The organism is Undibacterium sp. GW821-FHT11B02, from assembly GCF_058808955.1.
Genome location: NZ_JBXASD010000004.1, coordinates 126,214 through 146,601, shown reverse-complemented (window position 1 = coordinate 146,601; position 20,388 = coordinate 126,214). Strand labels below are relative to the sequence as shown.

The window sequence follows — 20,388 nt, the reverse complement described above, 5'->3', positions numbered from 1 at the left end:
TTTTAATCATTGAAGGGAAACTATGATGAAGTTGCATTTTCGTTTTACTCGCTTATTGCGACAGGCTGGTGTACTGGGTGGTGCGCTAGGCTTAGGTATCGCGCTTGAATTGGCAACGGGCATGTCTGCTGCCTATGCTGCTGATGCCTTGAATGGTAAAAGCCTGTATTTGAACGGCCCGGTTTCTGGTGGGACCAGTTGTACCGCATGTCATGGTGCCAGCCCAGCCAGTAACGTCAATGGTATTTTGCGAGGCGCGAACAATCCAACTGAAATCAGCAATGCCTGGACGCTGAACAAAGGCGGCATGGGCACTTTATATAACAATAAATTCAGTCAGTCAGAAATTGCCGATCTGGCCGCATTTATTGGTAACCCTACCGTAGTTGCCGGCCCGATAGCGACAGTTTCCCCGGCTAGCCTGGCATTCAACGGAACCACCGTGGGCCAGACCAGCACTGCACTCAGCACCACGGTCAGCAATACCGGCTCGGCTGCATTGAACATTACCGCAATAACGCTGACTGGTGGCGCAACGGGTGACTTTAGCCTGGCTGGCGGCAGCTGTGCGAGCGGAACTACACTCGCCCCTAGTGCTACTTGTACTGTGCTTTCCACTTTCAAGCCGACCGCACAGGGCAGTCGTACTACCAGTATCAGCATAACTCATAACGCCACCGGTGGCGTCAGTCTGGTCAGTCTCAGTGGTACCGGCAATGCAGCCGCTCAGGCAGGTATGGCAGTATCAGCAACCAGTCTGAACTTTGGTTCAGTATTGCTCAATGCAACATCTGCGGCGCAGACTGTCACCATCACCAACAGCGGTCAGGCAGCATTAAATTTCAGCTCCATCGGACTGACTGGTGCTAATGCCACCATTTTTGCCCTTGGTGGTAGCTGCAGTACGCTAACAGCAGTTGCTGCAGGAGCCCAATGTACTGTGACTGTGCAGGCAACACCTGCCGCAGCAGGTGCTTTTGCTGCCGCGCTGAACATTGCCTCAAATGCCTCCAATGGCAATGTCGTCATCAGCCTGGCTGGTAGCGGCGCTGCTGCTACCCCCGCCATCGCAGCTACGCCCAGCGTGCTAGCCTTTGGTGCACAGACCGTTGGTGGTAGCCCTGTGACACAGCAGATCAGTTTGTCTAACACAGGCAATGTTGTGCTGACACTGTCGTCTGTCAAAGTCAGTGGTTCATCAGCCATCGCAATTGGTACCGGCAATACTTGCGGTAGCAGTCTTGCTGTTGGCGCGAGTTGCAATGTGCCAGTTATATTTACTCCGACAACTGAAGGCGATGCAAGCGCCAGCCTGGCGGTGACTTCGAATGCCGCAGCATTGCAAGTGGCTATCACCGGCACGGCAACCAGCAAGGCAGTCGCCAAGCCAGTATTGTCTGATACCAGCACCGTGCAGTTCACAGATACACAGGTCGGTACAAGCTCAGCCAAACACACGACAACACTGAGCAACACAGGCACCGCTGCACTGAAGATCACCAGCCTGGTATTGAATGGTAGTCAACTCAATGACTTCTCGTTAGCAGGTACTTGCAGCGCCATTGGTACAGTTAGTCCGGCAGCCAGCTGTACCATTGATACGGTCTTTACGCCATCCAGCGCCGGCAGCAAAGCAGCAGATGTATTGGTGGTGACTGATGGTGGTGCACAACTGAGTGTCCATCTGGCTGGTACAGGTGTCGCCATACCGGTCAAAACCGTTGCTCTGACCATCAATCCGCAATCCTTTGATTTTGGCTCTGCCACGATAGGTAATGCAAATCTGGTCAAGCGCTTCACGCTCAGCAATCCAAGCACCAGTGCCATTGCACTGACAAATGCAGCGTTCACAGGTCCATACACAGCCGTAGTGGATAGTGCATCTTGCCCACGCTTCCCGTTCAGCTTGCAGGCAAATACATCTTGTGAACTGGTGGTGAGCTATGCCCCTGCAAATGCAGGTGCCAATAACGGCAGCGTCGTTATCAGTTCTTCCGACACCACCACGACCTGGAGCATCGCTTTTGCAGCGACGGCTGTAAATCCAGCGGTCCCAACTGTGACCAGCAACGTGCCAAGCAATCAAGGCGGCGGTGGTTGCTCGGTTGCCCGTGATGGTAAAGATCCAATGCTGCCAGTTTTGGTGATGTTGGCTGTGGCAGTCATCGTCTGGCGCAAACGCCAGGCCCGTCAAGGTACAACACAAAAGTGAGTGGGAGCCGGACTCCGGTCCGGCTTTTCTGGATTGAAAGAAATGAGAAATGAGGCAGGACGATGAAATTCACATTACACATTAATAAAAAACGGGTAAGCCAGGTGCTGTCAGGTCTTGCAGCCACCTTGATAGTCAGCTCGGCAATGGCACTCGACAAAGGCAGTGTTGCACCTGCATTTGACCTGAACGGGGTCGAAGGAAATGTCAAACTGGCGAAATATCAGGGCAAGTTGGTGTACCTGGATTTTTGGGCTTCATGGTGTGGCCCTTGCCGTCAGTCTTTCCCATGGATGAATGAACTGCAATCGAAATATGGTGCCCAGGGTTTGCAAATTATTGGCGTCAACCTGGATCAGAAAAATGACGATGCGCGCCAGTTTTTGGCGACCACGCCAGCCCGCTTTGTAGTGGCATTTGATCCTGCCGGGGCGACGCCGCGCAGTTATGGTGTCAAAGGCATGCCCAGCAGTGTACTGATCGGCCCGGATGGAAAAATCCTGTTTGAACATGCAGGCTTCAAGGACGCTGACAAGAGCGCACTGGAAGAAAAAATAAAATCTTCGCTGGGAGTCACCAAATGAATAAAAAAATGAATAAAAGTTTGAAGAGTAGCTTAAGGAAAGCTGTCTGCTTGCTATTAGCTGGCGGTACTGTGCTTGGCTTGTCCGGATGCAGTCTGATCAAGGTCGTGCAACCATGGGAAAAAGGCAATCTGGCGAAGTCTGAAATGACATTTGAAAACGACAGGCTCGAATCGCGCTACAGCGAACACATTTATACCAGCCGTGAAAGCGCGTCAGGCGGTGCCGGTGTGGGTGGTGGTGGTTGTGGTTGCAACTAATCAGAGAACTTCGACATGAATAAAATAACTGCACCTCTTTCTGTTTCTACTTTATCTGAAACATTGCCAGTTTCACCTGGCTTACCACCTGTGGAGTCGCAAGCCATAGGCGCAGCATTGCTGACTGCGGCCCTGCTGTTGCCTGGCCTGGGCGTGGCCCGTGCCGAAACACCGCCGGAACATGCAAGCCTTAGCCTTAAATACCTGAACTATGAAGAAAAGCAGGATGGCCTGAAACGCATTACAGCCAATTCTCCTTCACTGTCCCTGATTACACCTCTGGGTTCAGAATGGTCACTTGATGCCACGCTGACATCGGATGATGTTTCCGGCGCGTCGCCGCGTTATCACACGGCGATTTCTGGCGCATCACGCATGAACGACCAGCGCACCGCTGGCGATGTGGCGTTTACCCGTTATTTTCCACATGCCAGCCTGACCGTTGGTACCGCCTATTCTACCGAGCATGATTATGAATCACGTGCCTTGTCGGTGACAGGTACTTTTTCCAGTGAAGATAAAAACACGACCTGGACAGCCGGCTTGGGTGGTAGCAATGATCGCATCAACCCGACCAATCTGATCGTCAGGGACGAAACCAAAAAGACGGTCAGTATCATGGCCGGCGTCACGCAAATTTTTACTGCAGAAGACATTACGCAACTGACGCTCAGTCATAGTCACGGGGAAGGCTATTTTTCCGACCCCTACAAAGCATTCGACAATCGTCCGCGGGAACGTAATCAGACCACCATCATGGCCCGCTGGAATCATTATTTCCTGGGAACAGGTGGCACTGGCCGGTTCAGCTATCGCTATTACACTGACAGCTATGACGTCAAGGCTCATACCCTGACGGCGGAATATGTACAGCCCTTGTCCCAAGGCTGGACAGTCACACCTTCGTTGCGTATGTATTCACAAAGTGCGGCCAGTTTTTATTTTGACCCGGTCTATGATGCCAAACTGGGTGCACCTTTCCCACCGGGTTATGTGTTTTCTTCCAACCAGCTCAACTCAGCTGATCAACGCCTTGCTGGCTTTGGTGCGCTGACCTTTGGCATTAAAGTGGCCAAGCAAATAACACGTGACTGGGCGGTTGATGTGAAACTGGAAAACTATGAGCAGCGTGGTAACTGGCGTCTGTTCCACAAAGGTAGCCCTGGTCTGGCAGCATTGACGGCACAAAGCATACAACTGGGCATCAGCAAACAGTGGTAGATGTTTGACGGTGATAGATTTCTGTTTTGCGCCATGCGCGATGTGGAATAGTACTTGTTGTGGCTATTCCACATCGTCAAATGGACAGCTAATAGATTATCATCCCAAAAAAACGGGAGTTCGAATGAAACAAAATTTTTTCTATAAATGGTTTTCTGCCTTGCTGCTATTGCTGACCTGTGGTTTGTCGCATCAAGCCGCCTCAGCAGAAGACTTTCTTGATCCTGAACGTGCGTTCCAGTTGCAGGTCGAGTTACGTGATGCAAAAACGCTGGTTCTGTCGTGGACGATTGCCAAGGATTATCACCTCTACAGAGACCGCCTGAGCTTCAACGCTGGCGAGCCGGGTGTTACTTTGGGTGAGCCCAAGTTACCGGATGGCATACGCAAATTTGATACGACTTTTAATAAAGAAGTAGAAACCTATACAGATCGTCTGCTGGTGGAATTACCAGTCACTAAAGCAGACAAGATTTTTACGTTGAAGGTTGGCTATCAGGGTTGTGCCGATGCAGGTCTGTGCTATCCACCAGCAGAGCAAAACTTTAGAGTTGATACCTCCGTCCCGGGGAAATTATCTGTCATACCTGCAGATCAGGCTGAGCAGGCTGCTACAGTCAATACACCTGGAGCAGCAACTGCTGCTGTTTCTGCACCTTCTACGACCGTGGATTCCGGTAGCAAGGAAGACGATAGCTCGCTGGCCCAGCGCACCTTGCAAAGTGGCAGTCTGTGGCGCATAGGCATGGCATTCCTGGTATTTGGGCTGCTGCTGTCTTTCACTCCTTGTGTATTGCCCATGGTACCGATCTTGTCATCGATTATTGTGGGTGAGGGCAATGTCTCGCGTGGTCGCGGTTTCGTGCTGGCATTGTCGTATTGCCTGGGTATGGCGCTGGTGTATACCTTGCTGGGCGTGGCTGCTGGTCTGGCTGGCGAGGGCTTGGCAGGGGCCTTGCAAAAGCCATGGGTATTGTTGACCTTTGGTGCCTTGCTGGTTGGTCTGGCGCTGTCCATGTTTGATGTCTATCAATTGCAATTGCCTGGTGGCTTGCAAAGCCGTTTGAGTCAGGCCAGTGGTAATTTCAGCGGTGGCAAGTTCCTTGGCGTGTTTGTGATGGGCGCGCTGTCTGCATTGATCGTTGGTCCTTGCGTGGCCGGCCCATTGGCTGGTGCCTTGCTGTATATCAGCCAGACCCGCAATGTATTGATCGGTGCCTGGGCCTTGTTTTCCATGGCGGTAGGTATGAGCGTGCCACTGCTGTTGACTGGCATTTCTGCCGGTAGCTTGCTGCCACGTGCCGGTGCCTGGATGAATCAGGTCAAGAAACTGTTTGGTTTGTTATTGATTGCTGTCGCCATCTGGATGGTCAGCCCGGTCTTCCCGGTTAAGGCGATGATGGCGGCCTGGGGTGGTTTTGCGATTTTATGCGCTGTCTTTCTGCATGTGTTTGATGCACTGCCAGCAGGCGCAGGCTTGCGTGCCTATGTGGCAAAAGCGCTGGGCATCACTTTCCTGTTCCTGGGTCTGTTTGAGCTCATCGGTGCTGCCAGTGATGGCAAGGATGTCTTGCAACCTTTGGCGCATTTACGTGGTGTAGCGAATTCTGCGCAAATTGCGGGTGCGGATGCTGCTGCAAATCATGCGGAAATTAAATTTACACGGATTAAAAATGTGGCAGAACTGGACGCTGCTTTGGCAGCGACCAAGACACCCGTGATACTGGACTTTTATGCCGACTGGTGTGTGTCTTGCAAAGAAATGGAACGTTTTACTTTCTCTGAACCCAAGGTCAATGAACAACTGAAGCAGGTACGTCTGCTGCAAGTGGATGTAACCGCCAACAGCGATATGGAAAAAGCATTGATGAAACGCTTTTCACTGTTTGGTCCACCAGGCATCATCCTGTTTGACCGCAGCGGCAAGGAAGTGCCGGACAGCCGCATCATTGGCTACCTGGAACCTGAACGTTTCATGCAACATTTGTCGCGCCATTTTGCGTTGTAAGTTTATCCCTATCCAGATTGCATAGCATGACCACCACACCTACTCACACACCCAAACACGCTCACGTATTAATTCTTGGCTCTGGCCCTGCCGGCTATTCTGCTGCCGTATATGCAGCCCGCGCCAACCTGAACCCGGTGCTGATCACCGGTGTCGAGCAAGGCGGCCAATTGATGACCACCACCGACGTGGAAAACTGGCCCGCCGACCCCATGGGTGTACAAGGCCCGGAATTGATGCAGCGCTTCCTGCAACATGCAGAGCGCTTCAATACCGAAATCATTTTCGATTACATCCATACCGCCAAGCTGGATGAAAAACCGATACGCCTGATCGGTGACCAGGCGCAATATACTTGTGATTCATTGATCATCGCCACTGGCGCATCTGCCCAATACCTGGGCCTGCCATCTGAACAGGCTTTCATGGGTAAAGGCGTTTCAGCTTGCGCCACCTGTGATGGTTTCTTTTATCGTGGCAAAGAAGTGGCTGTGGTGGGTGGTGGCAATACAGCGGTGGAAGAAGCGCTGTACCTGTCGAATATCGCCAGCAAGGTCACTGTTATCCATAGGCGCGACAAGTTCCGTGCCGAAGCCATCCTGATCGACCGACTGATGGCCAAAGTGGCTGAAGGCAAGATCGAAGTCAAATGGAACCACACCCTGGATGAAGTTGTCGGTGATGAATCAGGCGTGACCGGCATCAAGGTCAGGGCAGCAGATGGTAAAGTGACACCTGTCACCGTACACGGTGTTTTCATCGCAATTGGTCATAAGCCCAATACCAGCATTTTTGAAGGCCAGCTGGAAATGCATAATGGTTACATCAAAACCCGCACCGGTACTGAAGGCATGGCAACTGCCACCAACGTACCTGGCGTGTTTGCTGCTGGCGATGTGCAGGATCATGTGTATCGTCAGGCAATCACCAGTGCCGGCACAGGTTGCATGGCAGCGCTGGATGCTCAGCGCTTTTTGGAAGCCTAACCGATGACCTTGCGTGCGAAGGATTCCAGATAATCCATGAGACCGTCAGCCGCCTTGGCTGACTGTTCTTCATTGCCTTTTGCAATCGCTTTGGCGACCAGCATATGGCAGCGTGCACCTTCTTCTATATCACCTTCATGCTGGAATGCATACCAGAAGCGGCGGCACTTGATGATCAGCGGGACCACGGCCGACACTGCAGATGGGTTGCGGCAGGCTTCATGCACTACATGATCCAGTGCCTGGTCGGCTGCCATATAGTCATTCAAGTCATTGCGCTTGGCGGCGACCAGCATTTTGTCGGCGCACTCTATCATGTCTTTGCGATGTTGCGGGGTGGCGCGACGGGCAGCACTGGCTGCAATCAGGCGTTCGATGACACGACGGGTTTCTATCAATGTCATGTGCTCAGCCGCTTCAATATCGCTGATGATCAGGCCACGGCGCGGCATTTGCAAAATCAGGCCATTTGATGACATACGCATCAAGGCTTCGCGCAATGGCGTGCGGCCCAGCCCGGTTCTTTCCACCAGTTCGGACTCCACCACCGGTGAACCTGGTTTTAATTGCAGCGTGACAATCATGCTTTCGATGGCGTCATAAGCCACATCAGCTGCACGCAGCTTGGGAGTGAAAGTAAGAATTTTTTCAGAAGTAGCAAGCATCAGATATCCATGTTCTGTATTTTGTATGGATTTTACCTATTTGAATACGAATTTTACCTTGTAAAAGACAGTAATTATCAAATTCTACGTGTTTTTCTGTAGGGATTCATGATTTTTATCATATTGGAATATATCCATTTACCAGAATTTGTCATGTGTTATGGAGTTTTTCACATAAATTATGAAGAAATCAGCATACTAATGGTTTGTGGGCCGGGTTTTACGCTATATTTAAATTATTAAATATAATTTAAATATATTTAATGTGGGGCGCTTCCGATAAGTACCAGATATCTTGATGGCCCTCGGGTTTTGACGAAGTCGTTCTTTGTTTTTTATTTGGATTACACAAAACACATTGTGGCGCTTACATTGCTGATCACTTGTGCTGGCAATGCTTGTCATGTGGATTTAGGTAAATCCTGTTTTATTGTGGAGTGATTAATTGACACTGCATGTATCAGTTTTTCCTGCGCAGGAAAAACGCCAGCAACTTGCCAGCAAGTTGGCGAATGTATTTTTTTCTGAAGCCTTGTTCGATGCGATGTCTGACATCGTGTTTTTTGTTAAAGACATGGAAGGTCGCTATCTGGTCGTGAACCATACTCTGGTACGGCGTTGCGGCATGCGTGACAAGAATGCACTGATAGGAAAAAAGGCAGAGCAGCTGTTTCCCGCTTCACTGGCCGCGAGCTACGCTGCGCAAGATGCGCTGGTATTGGGTGGTAAAAAAGAAATCCATGATCAACTGGAACTGCATCTGTATCCCAATCGCTCACCTGGCTGGTGCCTGACCCAAAAAATCCCGTTGCGCGATGTGCATCACCAGATCGTTGGCATGACAGGCATTTCACGCGACCTGGCCATGCCGGATCAGCGCCATCCTGTGTACGCCAAGATTGCCGCAGCAGTCAAACATTTACATCAAAATTATACGCAGACGGTTGCCATGGCTGATCTGGTGAAGCTGACCGGTTTGTCGATAGCCCAGCTGGAGCGTAATTTCCATAAGATATTTTCGCTGACACCACGCCAGATGATGGTCAAGATACGCCTGGATGCGGCTTCCAGCATGCTGGCTGAATCAACGTTGAGTATTACCGATGTGGCCGTCGCCTGCGGCTATCAGGATCACAGCGCGTTTTCGCGTATTTTCAAGGCGACAGTCGGGATGACCCCCAGTGATTACCGGGATGTGGTGCACAGGGGGTGATGCGCAGAGGGTAACACGCCCTAGCGTATGCCCCATGCAAATGGATCGCGCTCATCCAGCAACAGGCTGGCTTCGGCATTCACAAAGGCACTGCCGCGCAGGCTGGGTAATAGCTTGCCGTCAGCCGCAATACGGTAAGACGCTTCAAACACGCTGCCGATGATGCTTTCCTGACGCCAGACCTGACCTTCTGCCAGTTTGCCGTCTGCCGCCAGACAGGCGAGTTTGGCACTGGTGCCGGTACCGCAAGGTGAGCGGTCGTATGCCTTGCCAGGGCAAAGCACAAAGTTGCGGCTGTGATTGTCTGCAGATGCGGGTGCACTGAACAATTCTATGTGGTCTATCAGCGCACCACCATCGCCGCTGATGTTATTGGCTTCCAGCGCTTTCCTGACACGCCAGCTAAAGTCGGTCAGCGCATCGACATTGTCCAGCTGCAGGTCTTGCCCATGCAGATTGACGAGGAAAAACCAGTTACCGCCCCAGGCAATATCACCTGTGACCAGACCGTGGCCAACGACATCCACCTGCACCCCCTGCCGATAACGGTAGGCAGGTACATTGTGCACCGTCACGGTGTGGTCGGCATGCAGTTCTGCTTCCACAATGCCCACCGGGGTTTCTATGCGGTGCTTGCCTGCGCCTATCTTGCCCTGATGCGCCAGTGTGACGATGAAACCTATCATGCCGTGACCGCACATACCGAGATAACCGACATTATTGAAGAAGATCAGCGCGGCAGCACAGGACGCATCTTGCGGCTTGCAGGCCAGTGCACCTACGATAACGTCCGAACCACGTGGTTCACACACGGTTGCACGACGATAATGATCAAACTGCTCACGAAAAACTTGCAGGCGTTCAGCCATGCTGCCTTGCCCCAGATCCGGGCCGCCATCTACGATGATGCGGGTAGGTTCTCCGCCGGTGTGAGAATCAATGACTGTTATTTTCTTCATGTCGTTTTGCCGTAAGAGGGGAAACTGGCTATCAGGATAGTGCATGCACATTGCTACTGTCTTGACATGAAATCAAACTGGCCGCGACGAAATCGGCATAATGCAAAGGTGGGGACTTAATCAGGCTTGCCAGTATTCACCAGGTTTTTATAGCGGCCAACTTGCTCTGCCAGCATGCCATCAACCGCCGGTGCCATTTTTTCCAGGCCGCCCGGCATATAACCTCCAACGCTATAGGTCAGTACCAGCTTGCTGAGTGCCTTACCAGTTTCGGCAGGTTTGACGGCGCTAAAATCCCAGGTCATGCTGCCCGCCAGACCAGATCCCTGCATGGGGCCCAACGCACCTGTCATACGCAGGGTCTTGCCTGGGGCGACATAGACCACACTCAAATGCTGTACTCCACCGCCATTTGGCAGTTTTTCGCAAAAACAGCCACCAGGCCGGGCGTCAATACTCAGGTTTTTCGCATTCTGTGAATAAGTGTGAGATGAGTTCCACCACAGGCTTACCTGGTTTACCATCAGGTCATAGGCTTGTTCAACTGGTACGCTTAATTGCACTTCGTGCCGTATCTGAAAACCGTTTGGGTTGATATTCACCACTTCAGCCTGCGTAAAAGCTGTGGAAAAAAACAATGTACAAAAAACAAATGATATCGATTTGAAATTCATGACTGTTTCCTTCTGAATTTTTTAACTAAGGGGTTTTTAGGCCAAGCATGAGGGCGTTGACGAAACGATAGCATCTTCAGCCATTTTTGCGTCAGAAGAGCGCATTTTAGCTGCATGTTGACGCCTCAGTTTTATAGCGAATATATCATCCTCGGCGTAGCAGACAGATGGTAAAGTAGGCGTTGCAAATTTGCCGTGCGATAATCCGACAGACTTAAGGAATTTTTATACTTGTTGCATGAATCTGTTTCCAACAAAAACTGAGCACACGATGCCTGAGGAGATCAAAAAACGCCTGACCGGCGGTTTGATCATCTCGCTATTGATACATGCATTTGTTCTCTCATTGCAATTTGGTTTGCCCGGCCTGGGCTTGCCCGAGCTGGAAGCGCCATGGAACAAGCGCAGGGCAGAGACCCCTGCCATCAGCATACAAATTGCTAATCCGGTGGAACAGTCAGCACCGGCACCATCTCCAATACCTGCCGATGCACCCCAGGCCAACAAGGTTGTTTCGTCGGCATCTGTTTTACCGGTTCCACCCGTTCCACAAGTAATACCCGCACCAGTACCACCAGTGATCGCTACTGACCGCAGCGAAAGCAAACAGGTAGTAGCTGGCATACAGTTGGTGGCACCGCAAAAAGCCCCGCCAGTGCCGGTAGCTGTTCCGGCCAAGGCTGCCAACAAGCCACGTGCCAGCAAGAAAAACACTGCAGATGCAGCACCACCTGTACCAAAAATACGCAAGGTGCAGGCACCGGATGTACCACGCTTGATTACCCAGGATGCCTTTCATGACGACAGCTTTGTCGTGGCCGTGCCCAATCCGGATGAAATTCCCAAAAAAGCCGAAGCTGAAACTGAGCCTAAAAAACAGTTTGATGACATGGCGCAAGAAGGCATAGACCAGGCGCAAGAACAGGAAAAAATTGCCCGCGCCGCCGAGCAAGAAAAGAAACGCAAACAGCGCGAAGAAAAAATGCGCAAGCAAGTTGAAGAACTGGCCCAGCAAAATGCAGCAGATGCAACCATGCAGAACCAGCAAATGGCCAAACAACTGGACGAAGACAACCGCAAACAGGCAGATGAAGCAACGCGTAAGGCCGCTGCTGCACTGGCTTTGCAAAAACAGCTGGAAGCAGAAGAACAAAACCGTCGCGCACAGCAAGAGGCTGCCCGTGCTGAAGAAGTAAAACTGGCAGAACAAAAACGCCAGCTCGAACAAAAGCAACAGGAAGAACAGCGTCAGCAAATACAACTGGCCCAGGCAACTCAGGCAGCACAGCAATTGCAGACACAGAAAGAGCAACAGCAACAGCGTGAACAGCAACTGGCAATGGAAGCGCGCAAACAGGAAGAACAGCGCCAGCAAGCCGCCGTGGCCCGCCAAAAACAGGCAGACGAACAGCTAGCCAAAACCAAGGCAGAAGAACAACTGACAAAACAAAGATCAGAAGAACTGGCTGCCCGCCAAAAAACGGAAGAACAGGCTCGTCAGCGCGCCGAACAGGTGGCCGCAGAACAGCGTGAGCGTGAACTGGCACAGGCCGCCGCTGCCAAGGTGGCTGCCGCCAATGCAGCCGCTGCCGCAACGGCTGCTGCTAATGCAGCCAACGCCGCCGCCGCGAATGCGGCTGCCAATGCCGCCTCTGCCAACCAGAATCAGGGGCAAAGCACAGGGCCTAATGCCAACGCAAACGGCAGCAACCCTGGTGGCAGTACATCGAATGGTGAGAAGGCCGGCGCCTTTGTCTTACCCAAGAGCCTGCTTGGCAGTGACCTGGCCAACCGCGCCCGTGAACAGGCTCGCGGCTTGGACCTATTGCGTGGCTCACCACCGGCAACCAGCAGCAGTGCAGAAGAAAAACCGCGTCGGCGTAGTGTCTTTGGCAGCATGGACAAAGATGTGCCAGTGCAGATGTATGTCGATAGCTGGAAACAGAAAATTGAACGCAACGGCAATCTGAATTATTCTCAATTGTCCAAAGACCGCGCCCGTGGTGACCCGGTCGTAACGGTTTCCATACGCAGCGATGGCAGTATTGAAGACATCACCATCAACCGTTCCAGCGGACGTGCCGATATCGATGAGGCCGCCCGCAGGATTATTCGCCTGAATGCCAAATACGCCGCTTTCCCACCCAATATCGCGGCGCGATACGACGTCATAGAGATTCGCCGTATCTGGAATTTTGATGAAAAATTGAGGATTGTTGAAGAGCTGCGCTAGTAGCACTGTATTCAAACCTGCATTCAAGCCTGTATTCGAGCCTGTATTTGGCTGACAATCATTCCATTCAAGATCAGCAGCTTTTTTGAAAACACATAATGCAAAAGTTAAAGTCGTATTCCATCACCTCAATAGCGCTTATTGGCATTAGTGTTGTCGTCGCCTTGATGTCCAGGATGGGCGAGTCGGAAGAAATTTTACGAGTACTATTCATTACCGACCCAGATCACTCTGGTTTGTCTGATGTATTGTCAGGACAGATTTGGCGCCTGATTACGCCCATATTTATCCATTTCAACTTGATGCACATTATTTTCAACATGCTGTGGGTATGGGACTTGGGGCGCCGGATCGATAAGGAAAAGGGTGCAAGGTTTTATATAGGTTTGCTTGCTGTTATCGCAGTGGTGTCAAATCTTGCGCAGTATTTTGTTTCGCAAAGCCCATTTTTTGGTGGAATGTCCGGCGTTGTATACGGGTTGTTTGGCTATTTGTGGATACGCGGGCGATTCGATAAGAATTTTAATACCGGCATGCGTAAAGAAACCGTGCACATGATGCTGGCCTGGCTGGTTCTGTGCTGGACCGGATTATTAGGCCCTATCGCAAATTGGGCACATCTGGCCGGTCTCCTGGTTGGGGTAGTCTGGGCTTATCTTGAAACCAGATTTGGTGATGTTACGAACATTGAGAAAGTAGCTGATCCCATCAATTTATCCAAAAAACAAAACTTGGTCTACCTGTCGTCTGCAGACATTTTAAAAATTGAAGCACAAAGGTCGTGGGTGAAAGAACATTATCTGCCTGACGCCAGACATAAATTTGATACCGTCACCGGCAAGTTGAATATCATCGACGCGATATTGAGTCAAAAACCAATTGCTGCCCGTCCGCAACATGAACAAGCATCTCTGGAAATTGTTTTTGCTGACGCACTGGCGCAAGAAACAGGCTTGGGATGGGCAACCATCGATGATGGTGATCAGCGAACACCGGTGCTGGTGACTACCGACGCCCCCCTCTTGATTTTTGGGCTGGTGCCCGCTGCCAGCTTATTGTCAAATAATGGTAGCCCTGACGTTGTAGCAGTATTTTCAGCGACGATTCAGTCCATACGCAACATGATGCAGGACAGAGCAAAGCCAGTGCTCTGATTCCTGCATGTTGATCAAGGCAGGGCAGTTGGTTTTGCCAGATAGCTCGATGAGTAAGTTTTGAACTGGCCACCATCGGTATTGATATTGGTCTGGTTGACTTCACCAGCGCTGAAAACTGCACCTATGCCACCCACTGCCACCATGTCGCTGGTATGCGTCAGGAAATAACGTACACGGTTGTCACGCCATTTCAAGGCGGATCCAAACTGGTTGGATGGCACACCCAGCGGCGTCTGCCACCACAGGACAGGCAATTGCAAGCCCTGGTAATAGGTTTTGGCTAGCGCAAAATGTTCATTGAAGTTGGGCGACGTGGTATTTGTTTCATCCCAGTACCAGGGTAAATCCTGGCGCGTGCAGTATGAAACTTGCGGTGTGTTTTCAAAACAGCCTGCATCCCTGTCCAGGGTTTGCATGACAATGAAATCAGCTTTGTCCGCCCCCAGTTTCTGCATATATGACAGAGCCGTGGTATGCAGGTCACCAAACAAGGCAGGCGGGAAACCGACATAGGCATTCGGTGCATATTTTCTGGCGATTTGCAGCAGACACTGGGCGATACCCGTCACGTTGTTTTGCAGAGTGCTGCAATCGGTATCGATATTTACCAGAGCGAACACGGTAGATGGGTCGGCATTATTGGATGCCCTTTGTGTATAACCCCAAAAATCAGGCTCAAAATTGACCAGTGCGGGTTTGCCATAAGTTTTTAGTTGCTGGAACAGCAGACGGACATTGTTCCAATAATTTTTCATGAAGGTGGTATTGCTCAGACCACTCAGGTTACCGTCACCATTGCTGGCCATCTGGTACAGCGTGAACATGGGCACGGCACCCATGGTATCGGCGTTTTTGGCGACGATCTGCACATAGGCACCAGAAGGGCTGTTCCAGGTCGGCCAGGAACCATCACCCACACCCACCAGATATTGATCATAAATGTCGGGGGTAATCGCCTGTTTCTGGATATCGGCCAGTTCTGTCGAACCCAGCCCCACCAGGAAACGCGAAGGCTTGCCTAGTTTGATAGCAAGGGCAGCAGCTTTTTTCTCCAGTGTGACGACCGTAGTGCCAGTCGTTGTTCCAGTGGTGCTGCCTGTAGTCGTGCCTGTAGTAGTACCTGTTGTCGTACCCGTGGTTGTTCCCGTTGTCGTCCCGGTTGTTGTGCCAGTGGTGGTACCGGTGCTTGAACCGCTTGTTGTGCCGGTGGTACTGGTTGTACTTGTCGTAGTAGCTGCTGTAGAACCGCCACCACCGCCGCAGGCGCTGGTCACAAGCAAGAGGCCAGTGGCCAGTAAGTGTGGGATTTTCATAAAAGGTAGAAAGCATCAAGGTATCCAACCATGATAGACGAAGCCATCACGGCTGGGCTTAAACCAGCTTGAGCTTGCCGATAAAATAACAATCCTTCACAATGTTGACATGCTGAATTCTTCCACCAAACGTAGCCTCTGTCCGCAATGCCGCAGACCCATCAATGCCTGTATTTGCCAATGGGTAACAAGTATTGCCAATATGCCAGAAGTGCTGATTTTGCAGCACCCGCTGGAAGTGAATAATGCCAAGGGCAGTGCGCGCCTGCTGCATCTTTGTTTGCAGACAACCAGTCTGGTGGAAGGCGAACAGTTTGAAGAACAGCATCTGCAATTCCTGCTGCATGCTGGTAATAAACAAGCCATCCTGCTGTACCCACCCACCACGCAAAATGAAGCCAATGATTTGCAATATGAAGCACCAGAGTTTGTATTGCAAAAGCAGGAGGCACTGGCCAATTTGCGACTGGTGATACTTGATGCCACCTGGCGCAAAAGCCGCAAGATGCTGTACCACAATCCGCTATTGCAGCAGCTGCCACGCCTGAGTCTGCAAAACATGCCAGCCTCACATTACCGCATACGCAAAGCGCACGCACCGGATCAGTTATCGACGCTGGAAGCAGCCTGCTACGCGCTGATGTTGCTTGAGCAGAATGAGGGGAAATATTTGCCGCTGTTGCAGGTGTTTGATGGGTTTGTGGCGCAGCAGATGGGGTTTAGGTCAGTGTAATTCTTTGCAGTAGTTTTTGTATGATTGCTTAGGTGGCGAAATGTTGGCATCAATAAATTCAGCTGCTACAAAAAAGCCCCGCCAAAGCGGGGCTAGCCAGATCAATTTACACCATCAAATCAACACATTAATAATCGCATTACCTATACCTATCAAAGCCGCACCAGAGATCAAGCCGGCGCAGATAGGTTCACAACCTTCTACCCAGAAATCATGTCCCTTAGTGCCTGCTTGTGTATGGCGGCGGCCCATCCACCAGAAGATGGCTGCGCCTATCCACATGGCCAGGCAGGATTCTGGCGGCAGGATGACGCCCAGACCGATAGAGACGGCGGATAGCGGGAAGCGGCCCTTGGTGAAAATGCGGGCAACTTCAATGATGGTGGCTGCGACTGCTGCCACGATGATGGCGGTGACGGCAGATGCGGGCAGGCTGCTGAAGCCTTTGGCGATCAGTTCTGCCACGCCTTTCCATTGCATCGCGCCGGGAAAGGCAAATTTGTCGGACACGATGGTGGCGGTGGAGCGTACACCGTTAGCATCAGGCGGCAAGAACAGCAGGAAGTACAGCGGCACACAAGCCAGCCCGCCAGAGAAGATGCCAATGATATGGCCTATGGCCTGTTGCCTTGGTTTTGCACCCAGCATATAGCCAGGTTTGATGTCAGATAGCAGGTTGGATGCATTCGATGCCACCTCTGCTGTCATGCCAGCAGGGATGAGGTTGTTGGCTGGATTGGTACTGTCAATTGCACCCATGCTGAACTGGGTGATCTTTGACAGGGTGCTGGTGGGTGTCCAGGATGTCAGTGCCATCGCATTGGCGCAGATGATGGTCAGGATGAATACCAGCGGCAGAGTGATGATGGACATGATCCACGGCACGCCAAAGAAGGCATGCGTGGTCCAGGCGGCCAGCACACTGAAAATGGGGATGCCGATGTAGGAAATAATCAGCGGCACTTCGATATGATCAAGGATGTTACTGCCCTTGTCGGCGACTTTATTCTTGTCGGCCTTTTTGAAGATGCCGGTAAACAGTTCAGGCTTGGCAGCCAGGCTGATGAAGGACGCCACTACCATCATGGATACCGCCCACCACAAGCCCCACTGGTTGACGATTTCAGTGCGCGAGATGGGTACGATCTTGCCGCTTGGGGCTATCCGTTCGATGATGTCGCCGCGCTGTATCATCCACGGTGCCAGAAAGACGAAGTTAATGATGGTACCCAGCAAGACACTGCTGGCAACGCGTATGCCCATCAGGCCGCCGACGCCAAGCATGGCGGCATCAAGGGTAAAGCGCAGGCCCAGCGTACGGAAGTCGGCACCAAGGATTTTGGGAATCAGCAAATCATATTTGACGGCAGCAGCGTAATAGTAATGGTCGATGCGTTCCTGGAAATGCCAGGCTTCTGTCATGCTGGTCCATTTATCCATGCGCAGGATTTTGAACTGTATCAGTTTCATCCAGCCGTCGCTGGTGATCATCTGGTAAATCGCGGTCCACATGGCAGTAAATGCCATCAGGCGCGCCTTGTACATGCCGCTGGCAGCTTCGCCGGTGTACACCGCATCCAGCACCACGCCGCAGGCGCGGCCTTCAGGAAAGGGTAGTTGGTCTTCGTTGATGAAGCGGCGTTTCATGGGAAAGGCAACCAGCACACCCAATATGGAGCAGACACTCATCCACACCACCAGGTGCCACCAGGTGACTACAGTGCCGCTGATCAGCATATAGGCGGACAGCACGGTATTGAGCGGCATGGTCATGTAACCGGCTGCAGTGGCGATCGATTGCGTGCAGTTGTTTTCAAGTATGGTGAAATCTTTGGCAATACCCAGATTGGCAAGTATCTTGAAAATCGCAAATGCCAGAATGACGGATGTCAGGCCGACACCAATGGTGATACCAGTTTTGGCACCGATGTATAAAGCGGTGGCCGACAAGATGCCGCCTAGCAGAAAACCGGTGAATGCCGAACGTAAGGTCAGCTGTGCCATATCGCCGCGGTAAATATTAGTGAACCACCACTCGTCCTTTTGGGCGCGAGTCCAGGTCCGGATCTGCTCGTCGCTTAGTTGCTGCAGCGCCATATTGTCTCCAAAACGGGTTGTCGGGATTGATACGCTTGAATTTCAAGCGGATGGCAAGTGCTGTTTATTGGCAAGATCATTGCAAATATGAAACACAAGCCGGTCAATATGAAAATTTTCTTTCAAGTGCGGCAGTATCCAAGCCACAGATGTTTTCTGTCAAGCGGGCGATGGAAAAAGTGGTTTTCTGGTGTTGTTCACTATGATTTATAGTGAAAATGGCATGTGATTTCAGGCAGGTTCGGGTGCAAAGCATCACGAAAGGATCAAGTCCGGTGTCGATTGTGTGTTCATGTAGTTCCTGGCTGGTTTCAGCCAGTCTTGCCGAATCTCTCAAGCACCGGAATGTACCAGGTCCGTGATTGAATTAGCACCAGCTCAACATCGTGTACGGCTTGAATCGTCCTGGTCAACATGATCAGGACGAAGTCTTTGACGCGCAAATTCCAGACTATGAGTGGGTGTTCAGATTCAATGCTGCTTTTCGAACTGCCGCAGCGATGTCGTTGCTGATGCCGGGGTCCCGTACTGCCCGGGCAAGCGTGACACCACCAACCAAAAGCGCAAGCAGAACAGTTGCTTCGTCACGCCGGGCATTGGCTTGCCCATTCAGGCCAGCCGCAACAGTCTCGATAATGGCTTGCAATTCGGCTTCATATGCTTCTCGCGTATCTTCTGCTGCCCGTGCTACTTCGGTCGATAGACTTTGTAATGCGCAGCTGTCAGCCAGGTCACAAGTGCGGCGCTCTCCCAGGTAAAAGTCGATAAACGCTTCCCGCCAGCCGCTTCCCAATTGCTCGCGAGCCTGGGTTACACCATTTTTCAGGTCTTCCAGACCGGCAACTACGGCTTCACGGAAAGCATCCGCTTTCGACTTGAAATGGGCGTAGAAAGCACCTGAAGTCACTGCTGCATCCTTTGCCAGGCCATCGACACCGGAGCCACCAAATCCCCGGCTGCGAAAGCCCCTGCCTGCACTTTTCAGTATCTTTGCCTTACTTTCCTCTTTTTGCCCCATCCGATGTGCCATGTAAAAAAACCTCCAGATATAAATTAATAATTAAGCCTTTACAACATAACGATCGTTATGTAATGATCGCAACATCACGACCGTTATATAACGATCGTGATGCAGGAGTCAAGAGCCAGGTAATATGCCCTGGCCTATGACTCGACCATCCATTTTGATTAAGGAATTACTATTATGCCTATTTCAGTCCAGGTCACTACAGGTCTCCTTACCCCCAACGGAGAGCGTGAAGTGCTTCCTCTTGTCGCGGACGCGTTGCTGCGCGTGCACGGCTTGACCGGCAACAAGTTCATGACGCCGAATGTTGTTGGCCATCTGGTCGTTAGCCCTGAGGCGCAGAGCTATGTTGGTGGCCAGCCCCAGTCACTGGCTGTAGTTGAAGTGAAGGTTCCCTCCGTCACTTTCCCGAACGCCGAAGTCAAGCAGGCTTTTGTCAGTGCGGTCACTGACATTATTGACCGGCTCAAGACCGGACAACATCCGCGTGAAAGGACGTATGTCAATGTGACGTACGCAGTTGATGGTACTTGGGGTATTGCTGGCAAGGCCTATTCCAACGCCGAAATGGGCGAGGCCGTGCAACAAGGCTTCCATTGACACAAGTAGTTCAGGAGTATTTGTAATGCAACTGTCAAATTACCTGTTTTTCACGACGCAGTGCGAGCAGGCTCTGGCCTTCTATACACAATGTGGCCTGGGGACTGTGGTTGAAATTCTGCGCTATGGTGAGGGTGGTATGCCACTGAAGAATGAGGCCATGCGTGGCAAGATCATGCATGCCAAATTCGAGGGACCGGGTGTGCTTTTTTACGCATCAGACAACGATGATGCCGAGCCTATGCGAGGCTCGGCGCACATCCTGATGATGGATAGCCGTGAGCAAACAAATCAACTGTTTGCATGCATGGGGCAGGGGGCCAATATCACCACCCCGCTGGCCGTTCAAGTATGGGGAGACTACTTTGGCAAGTTGACCGACCAGTTCGGCGTTCAGTGGATGTTCAGCTGCGCTACCTGAATTGGGTGCAGCCAAAGTGGATATG

General features: G+C 51.6%; 18 protein-coding genes. 12 read left to right on the top strand and 6 right to left on the bottom strand.

What is annotated here, in order from left to right; genetic code table 11:
* The first annotated feature begins 22 nt into the window (after positions 1-22).
* The 6 genes from AC1RVX_RS09640 to trxB all read left to right on the top strand — a co-directional run bounded on the left by AC1RVX_RS09640 (position 23) and on the right by trxB (position 7,271).
* The gene (locus tag AC1RVX_RS09640) at positions 23-2,212 is read left to right on the top strand and encodes a choice-of-anchor D domain-containing protein (RefSeq protein WP_493216369.1); all 2,190 of its coding nucleotides are present in this window, start codon (positions 23-25) and stop codon (positions 2,210-2,212) included.
* Between the two features lie 62 nt (positions 2,213-2,274).
* Complete coding sequence (locus AC1RVX_RS09635; RefSeq protein WP_493216368.1) at positions 2,275-2,796, top strand: TlpA family protein disulfide reductase; 522 nt, start codon at positions 2,275-2,277, stop codon at positions 2,794-2,796.
* A gap of 8 nt (positions 2,797-2,804) precedes the next feature.
* On the top strand, positions 2,805-3,056 hold the full coding sequence (locus tag AC1RVX_RS09630) for a DUF4266 domain-containing protein (protein WP_493216367.1): 252 nt from the start codon (positions 2,805-2,807) through the stop codon (positions 3,054-3,056).
* 15 nt (positions 3,057-3,071) lie between these two features.
* Positions 3,072-4,277, top strand: a complete 1,206-nt coding sequence (locus tag AC1RVX_RS09625; RefSeq protein ID WP_493216366.1) for a DUF3570 domain-containing protein — start codon at positions 3,072-3,074, stop codon at positions 4,275-4,277.
* Positions 4,278-4,401: 124 nt separating this feature from the next.
* Entirely contained in the window at positions 4,402-6,285 is a 1,884-nt protein-coding gene (gene dsbD / locus AC1RVX_RS09620; protein ID WP_493216365.1) for a protein-disulfide reductase DsbD, read from the top strand.
* A gap of 26 nt (positions 6,286-6,311) precedes the next feature.
* Positions 6,312-7,271 carry a thioredoxin-disulfide reductase gene (gene trxB / locus AC1RVX_RS09615; protein ID WP_493216364.1) on the top strand — a complete coding sequence of 320 codons (960 nt, stop codon included), beginning with the start codon at positions 6,312-6,314 and terminating at the stop codon, positions 7,269-7,271.
* Here trxB and AC1RVX_RS09610 read toward each other — a convergent pair.
* Positions 7,268-7,936 (bottom strand): GntR family transcriptional regulator, encoded by a 669-nt coding sequence (locus AC1RVX_RS09610; protein WP_493216363.1) that lies wholly within the window; start codon positions 7,934-7,936, stop codon positions 7,268-7,270. The genes trxB and AC1RVX_RS09610 overlap by 4 nt on opposite strands.
* A gap of 445 nt (positions 7,937-8,381) precedes the next feature.
* On the opposite strand from AC1RVX_RS09610, the gene AC1RVX_RS09605 reads away from it, so the two are divergent.
* Positions 8,382-9,149, top strand: a complete 768-nt coding sequence (locus AC1RVX_RS09605; RefSeq protein ID WP_493216362.1) for a PAS domain-containing protein — start codon at positions 8,382-8,384, stop codon at positions 9,147-9,149.
* A gap of 20 nt (positions 9,150-9,169) precedes the next feature.
* On the opposite strand, the gene AC1RVX_RS09600 is transcribed toward AC1RVX_RS09605, so the two are convergent.
* Together AC1RVX_RS09600 and AC1RVX_RS09595 are read right to left on the bottom strand one after the other, a co-directional pair.
* A complete protein-coding gene (locus AC1RVX_RS09600; RefSeq protein WP_493216361.1) occupies positions 9,170-10,108 on the bottom strand; it encodes a 4-hydroxyproline epimerase in 939 nt (312 codons plus the stop codon).
* A 116-nt stretch (positions 10,109-10,224) separates the two neighbouring features.
* On the bottom strand, positions 10,225-10,782 hold the full coding sequence (locus AC1RVX_RS09595) for an SRPBCC family protein (protein ID WP_493216360.1): 558 nt from the start codon (positions 10,780-10,782) through the stop codon (positions 10,225-10,227).
* 271 nt (positions 10,783-11,053) lie between these two features.
* Here AC1RVX_RS09595 and AC1RVX_RS09590 point away from each other — a divergent pair, with 271 nt between their 5' ends.
* Positions 11,054-13,015: a TonB family protein gene (locus AC1RVX_RS09590; protein ID WP_493216359.1), complete on the top strand. Its 1,962-nt coding sequence runs from the start codon at positions 11,054-11,056 to the stop codon at positions 13,013-13,015.
* 98 nt (positions 13,016-13,113) lie between these two features.
* Positions 13,114-14,169 (top strand): rhomboid family intramembrane serine protease, encoded by a 1,056-nt coding sequence (locus AC1RVX_RS09585; RefSeq protein WP_493216358.1) that lies wholly within the window; start codon positions 13,114-13,116, stop codon positions 14,167-14,169.
* Positions 14,170-14,183: 14 nt separating this feature from the next.
* On the opposite strand, the gene AC1RVX_RS09580 is transcribed toward AC1RVX_RS09585, so the two are convergent.
* Entirely contained in the window at positions 14,184-15,485 is a 1,302-nt protein-coding gene (locus AC1RVX_RS09580; protein ID WP_493216357.1) for a hypothetical protein, read from the bottom strand.
* A 109-nt stretch (positions 15,486-15,594) separates the two neighbouring features.
* Between AC1RVX_RS09580 and AC1RVX_RS09575 the strand changes: the two genes are divergently transcribed.
* A complete protein-coding gene (locus AC1RVX_RS09575; protein WP_493216356.1) occupies positions 15,595-16,218 on the top strand; it encodes a tRNA-uridine aminocarboxypropyltransferase in 624 nt (207 codons plus the stop codon).
* Positions 16,219-16,332: 114 nt separating this feature from the next.
* Here AC1RVX_RS09575 and AC1RVX_RS09570 read toward each other — a convergent pair whose 3' ends face one another.
* On the bottom strand, positions 16,333-18,315 hold the full coding sequence (locus AC1RVX_RS09570; RefSeq protein WP_493216355.1) for an OPT family oligopeptide transporter: 1,983 nt from the start codon (positions 18,313-18,315) through the stop codon (positions 16,333-16,335).
* A gap of 451 nt (positions 18,316-18,766) precedes the next feature.
* Entirely contained in the window at positions 18,767-19,345 is a 579-nt protein-coding gene (locus tag AC1RVX_RS09565; protein WP_493216354.1) for a TetR/AcrR family transcriptional regulator, read from the bottom strand.
* Positions 19,346-19,519: 174 nt separating this feature from the next.
* Between AC1RVX_RS09565 and AC1RVX_RS09560 the strand changes: the two genes are divergently transcribed.
* Both AC1RVX_RS09560 and AC1RVX_RS09555 read left to right on the top strand, forming a co-directional pair.
* Complete coding sequence (locus AC1RVX_RS09560; protein ID WP_493216353.1) at positions 19,520-19,942, top strand: tautomerase family protein; 423 nt, start codon at positions 19,520-19,522, stop codon at positions 19,940-19,942.
* Between the two features lie 25 nt (positions 19,943-19,967).
* Positions 19,968-20,363: a VOC family protein gene (locus AC1RVX_RS09555; protein WP_493216352.1), complete on the top strand. Its 396-nt coding sequence runs from the start codon at positions 19,968-19,970 to the stop codon at positions 20,361-20,363.
* Positions 20,364-20,388 lie beyond the last annotated feature (25 nt).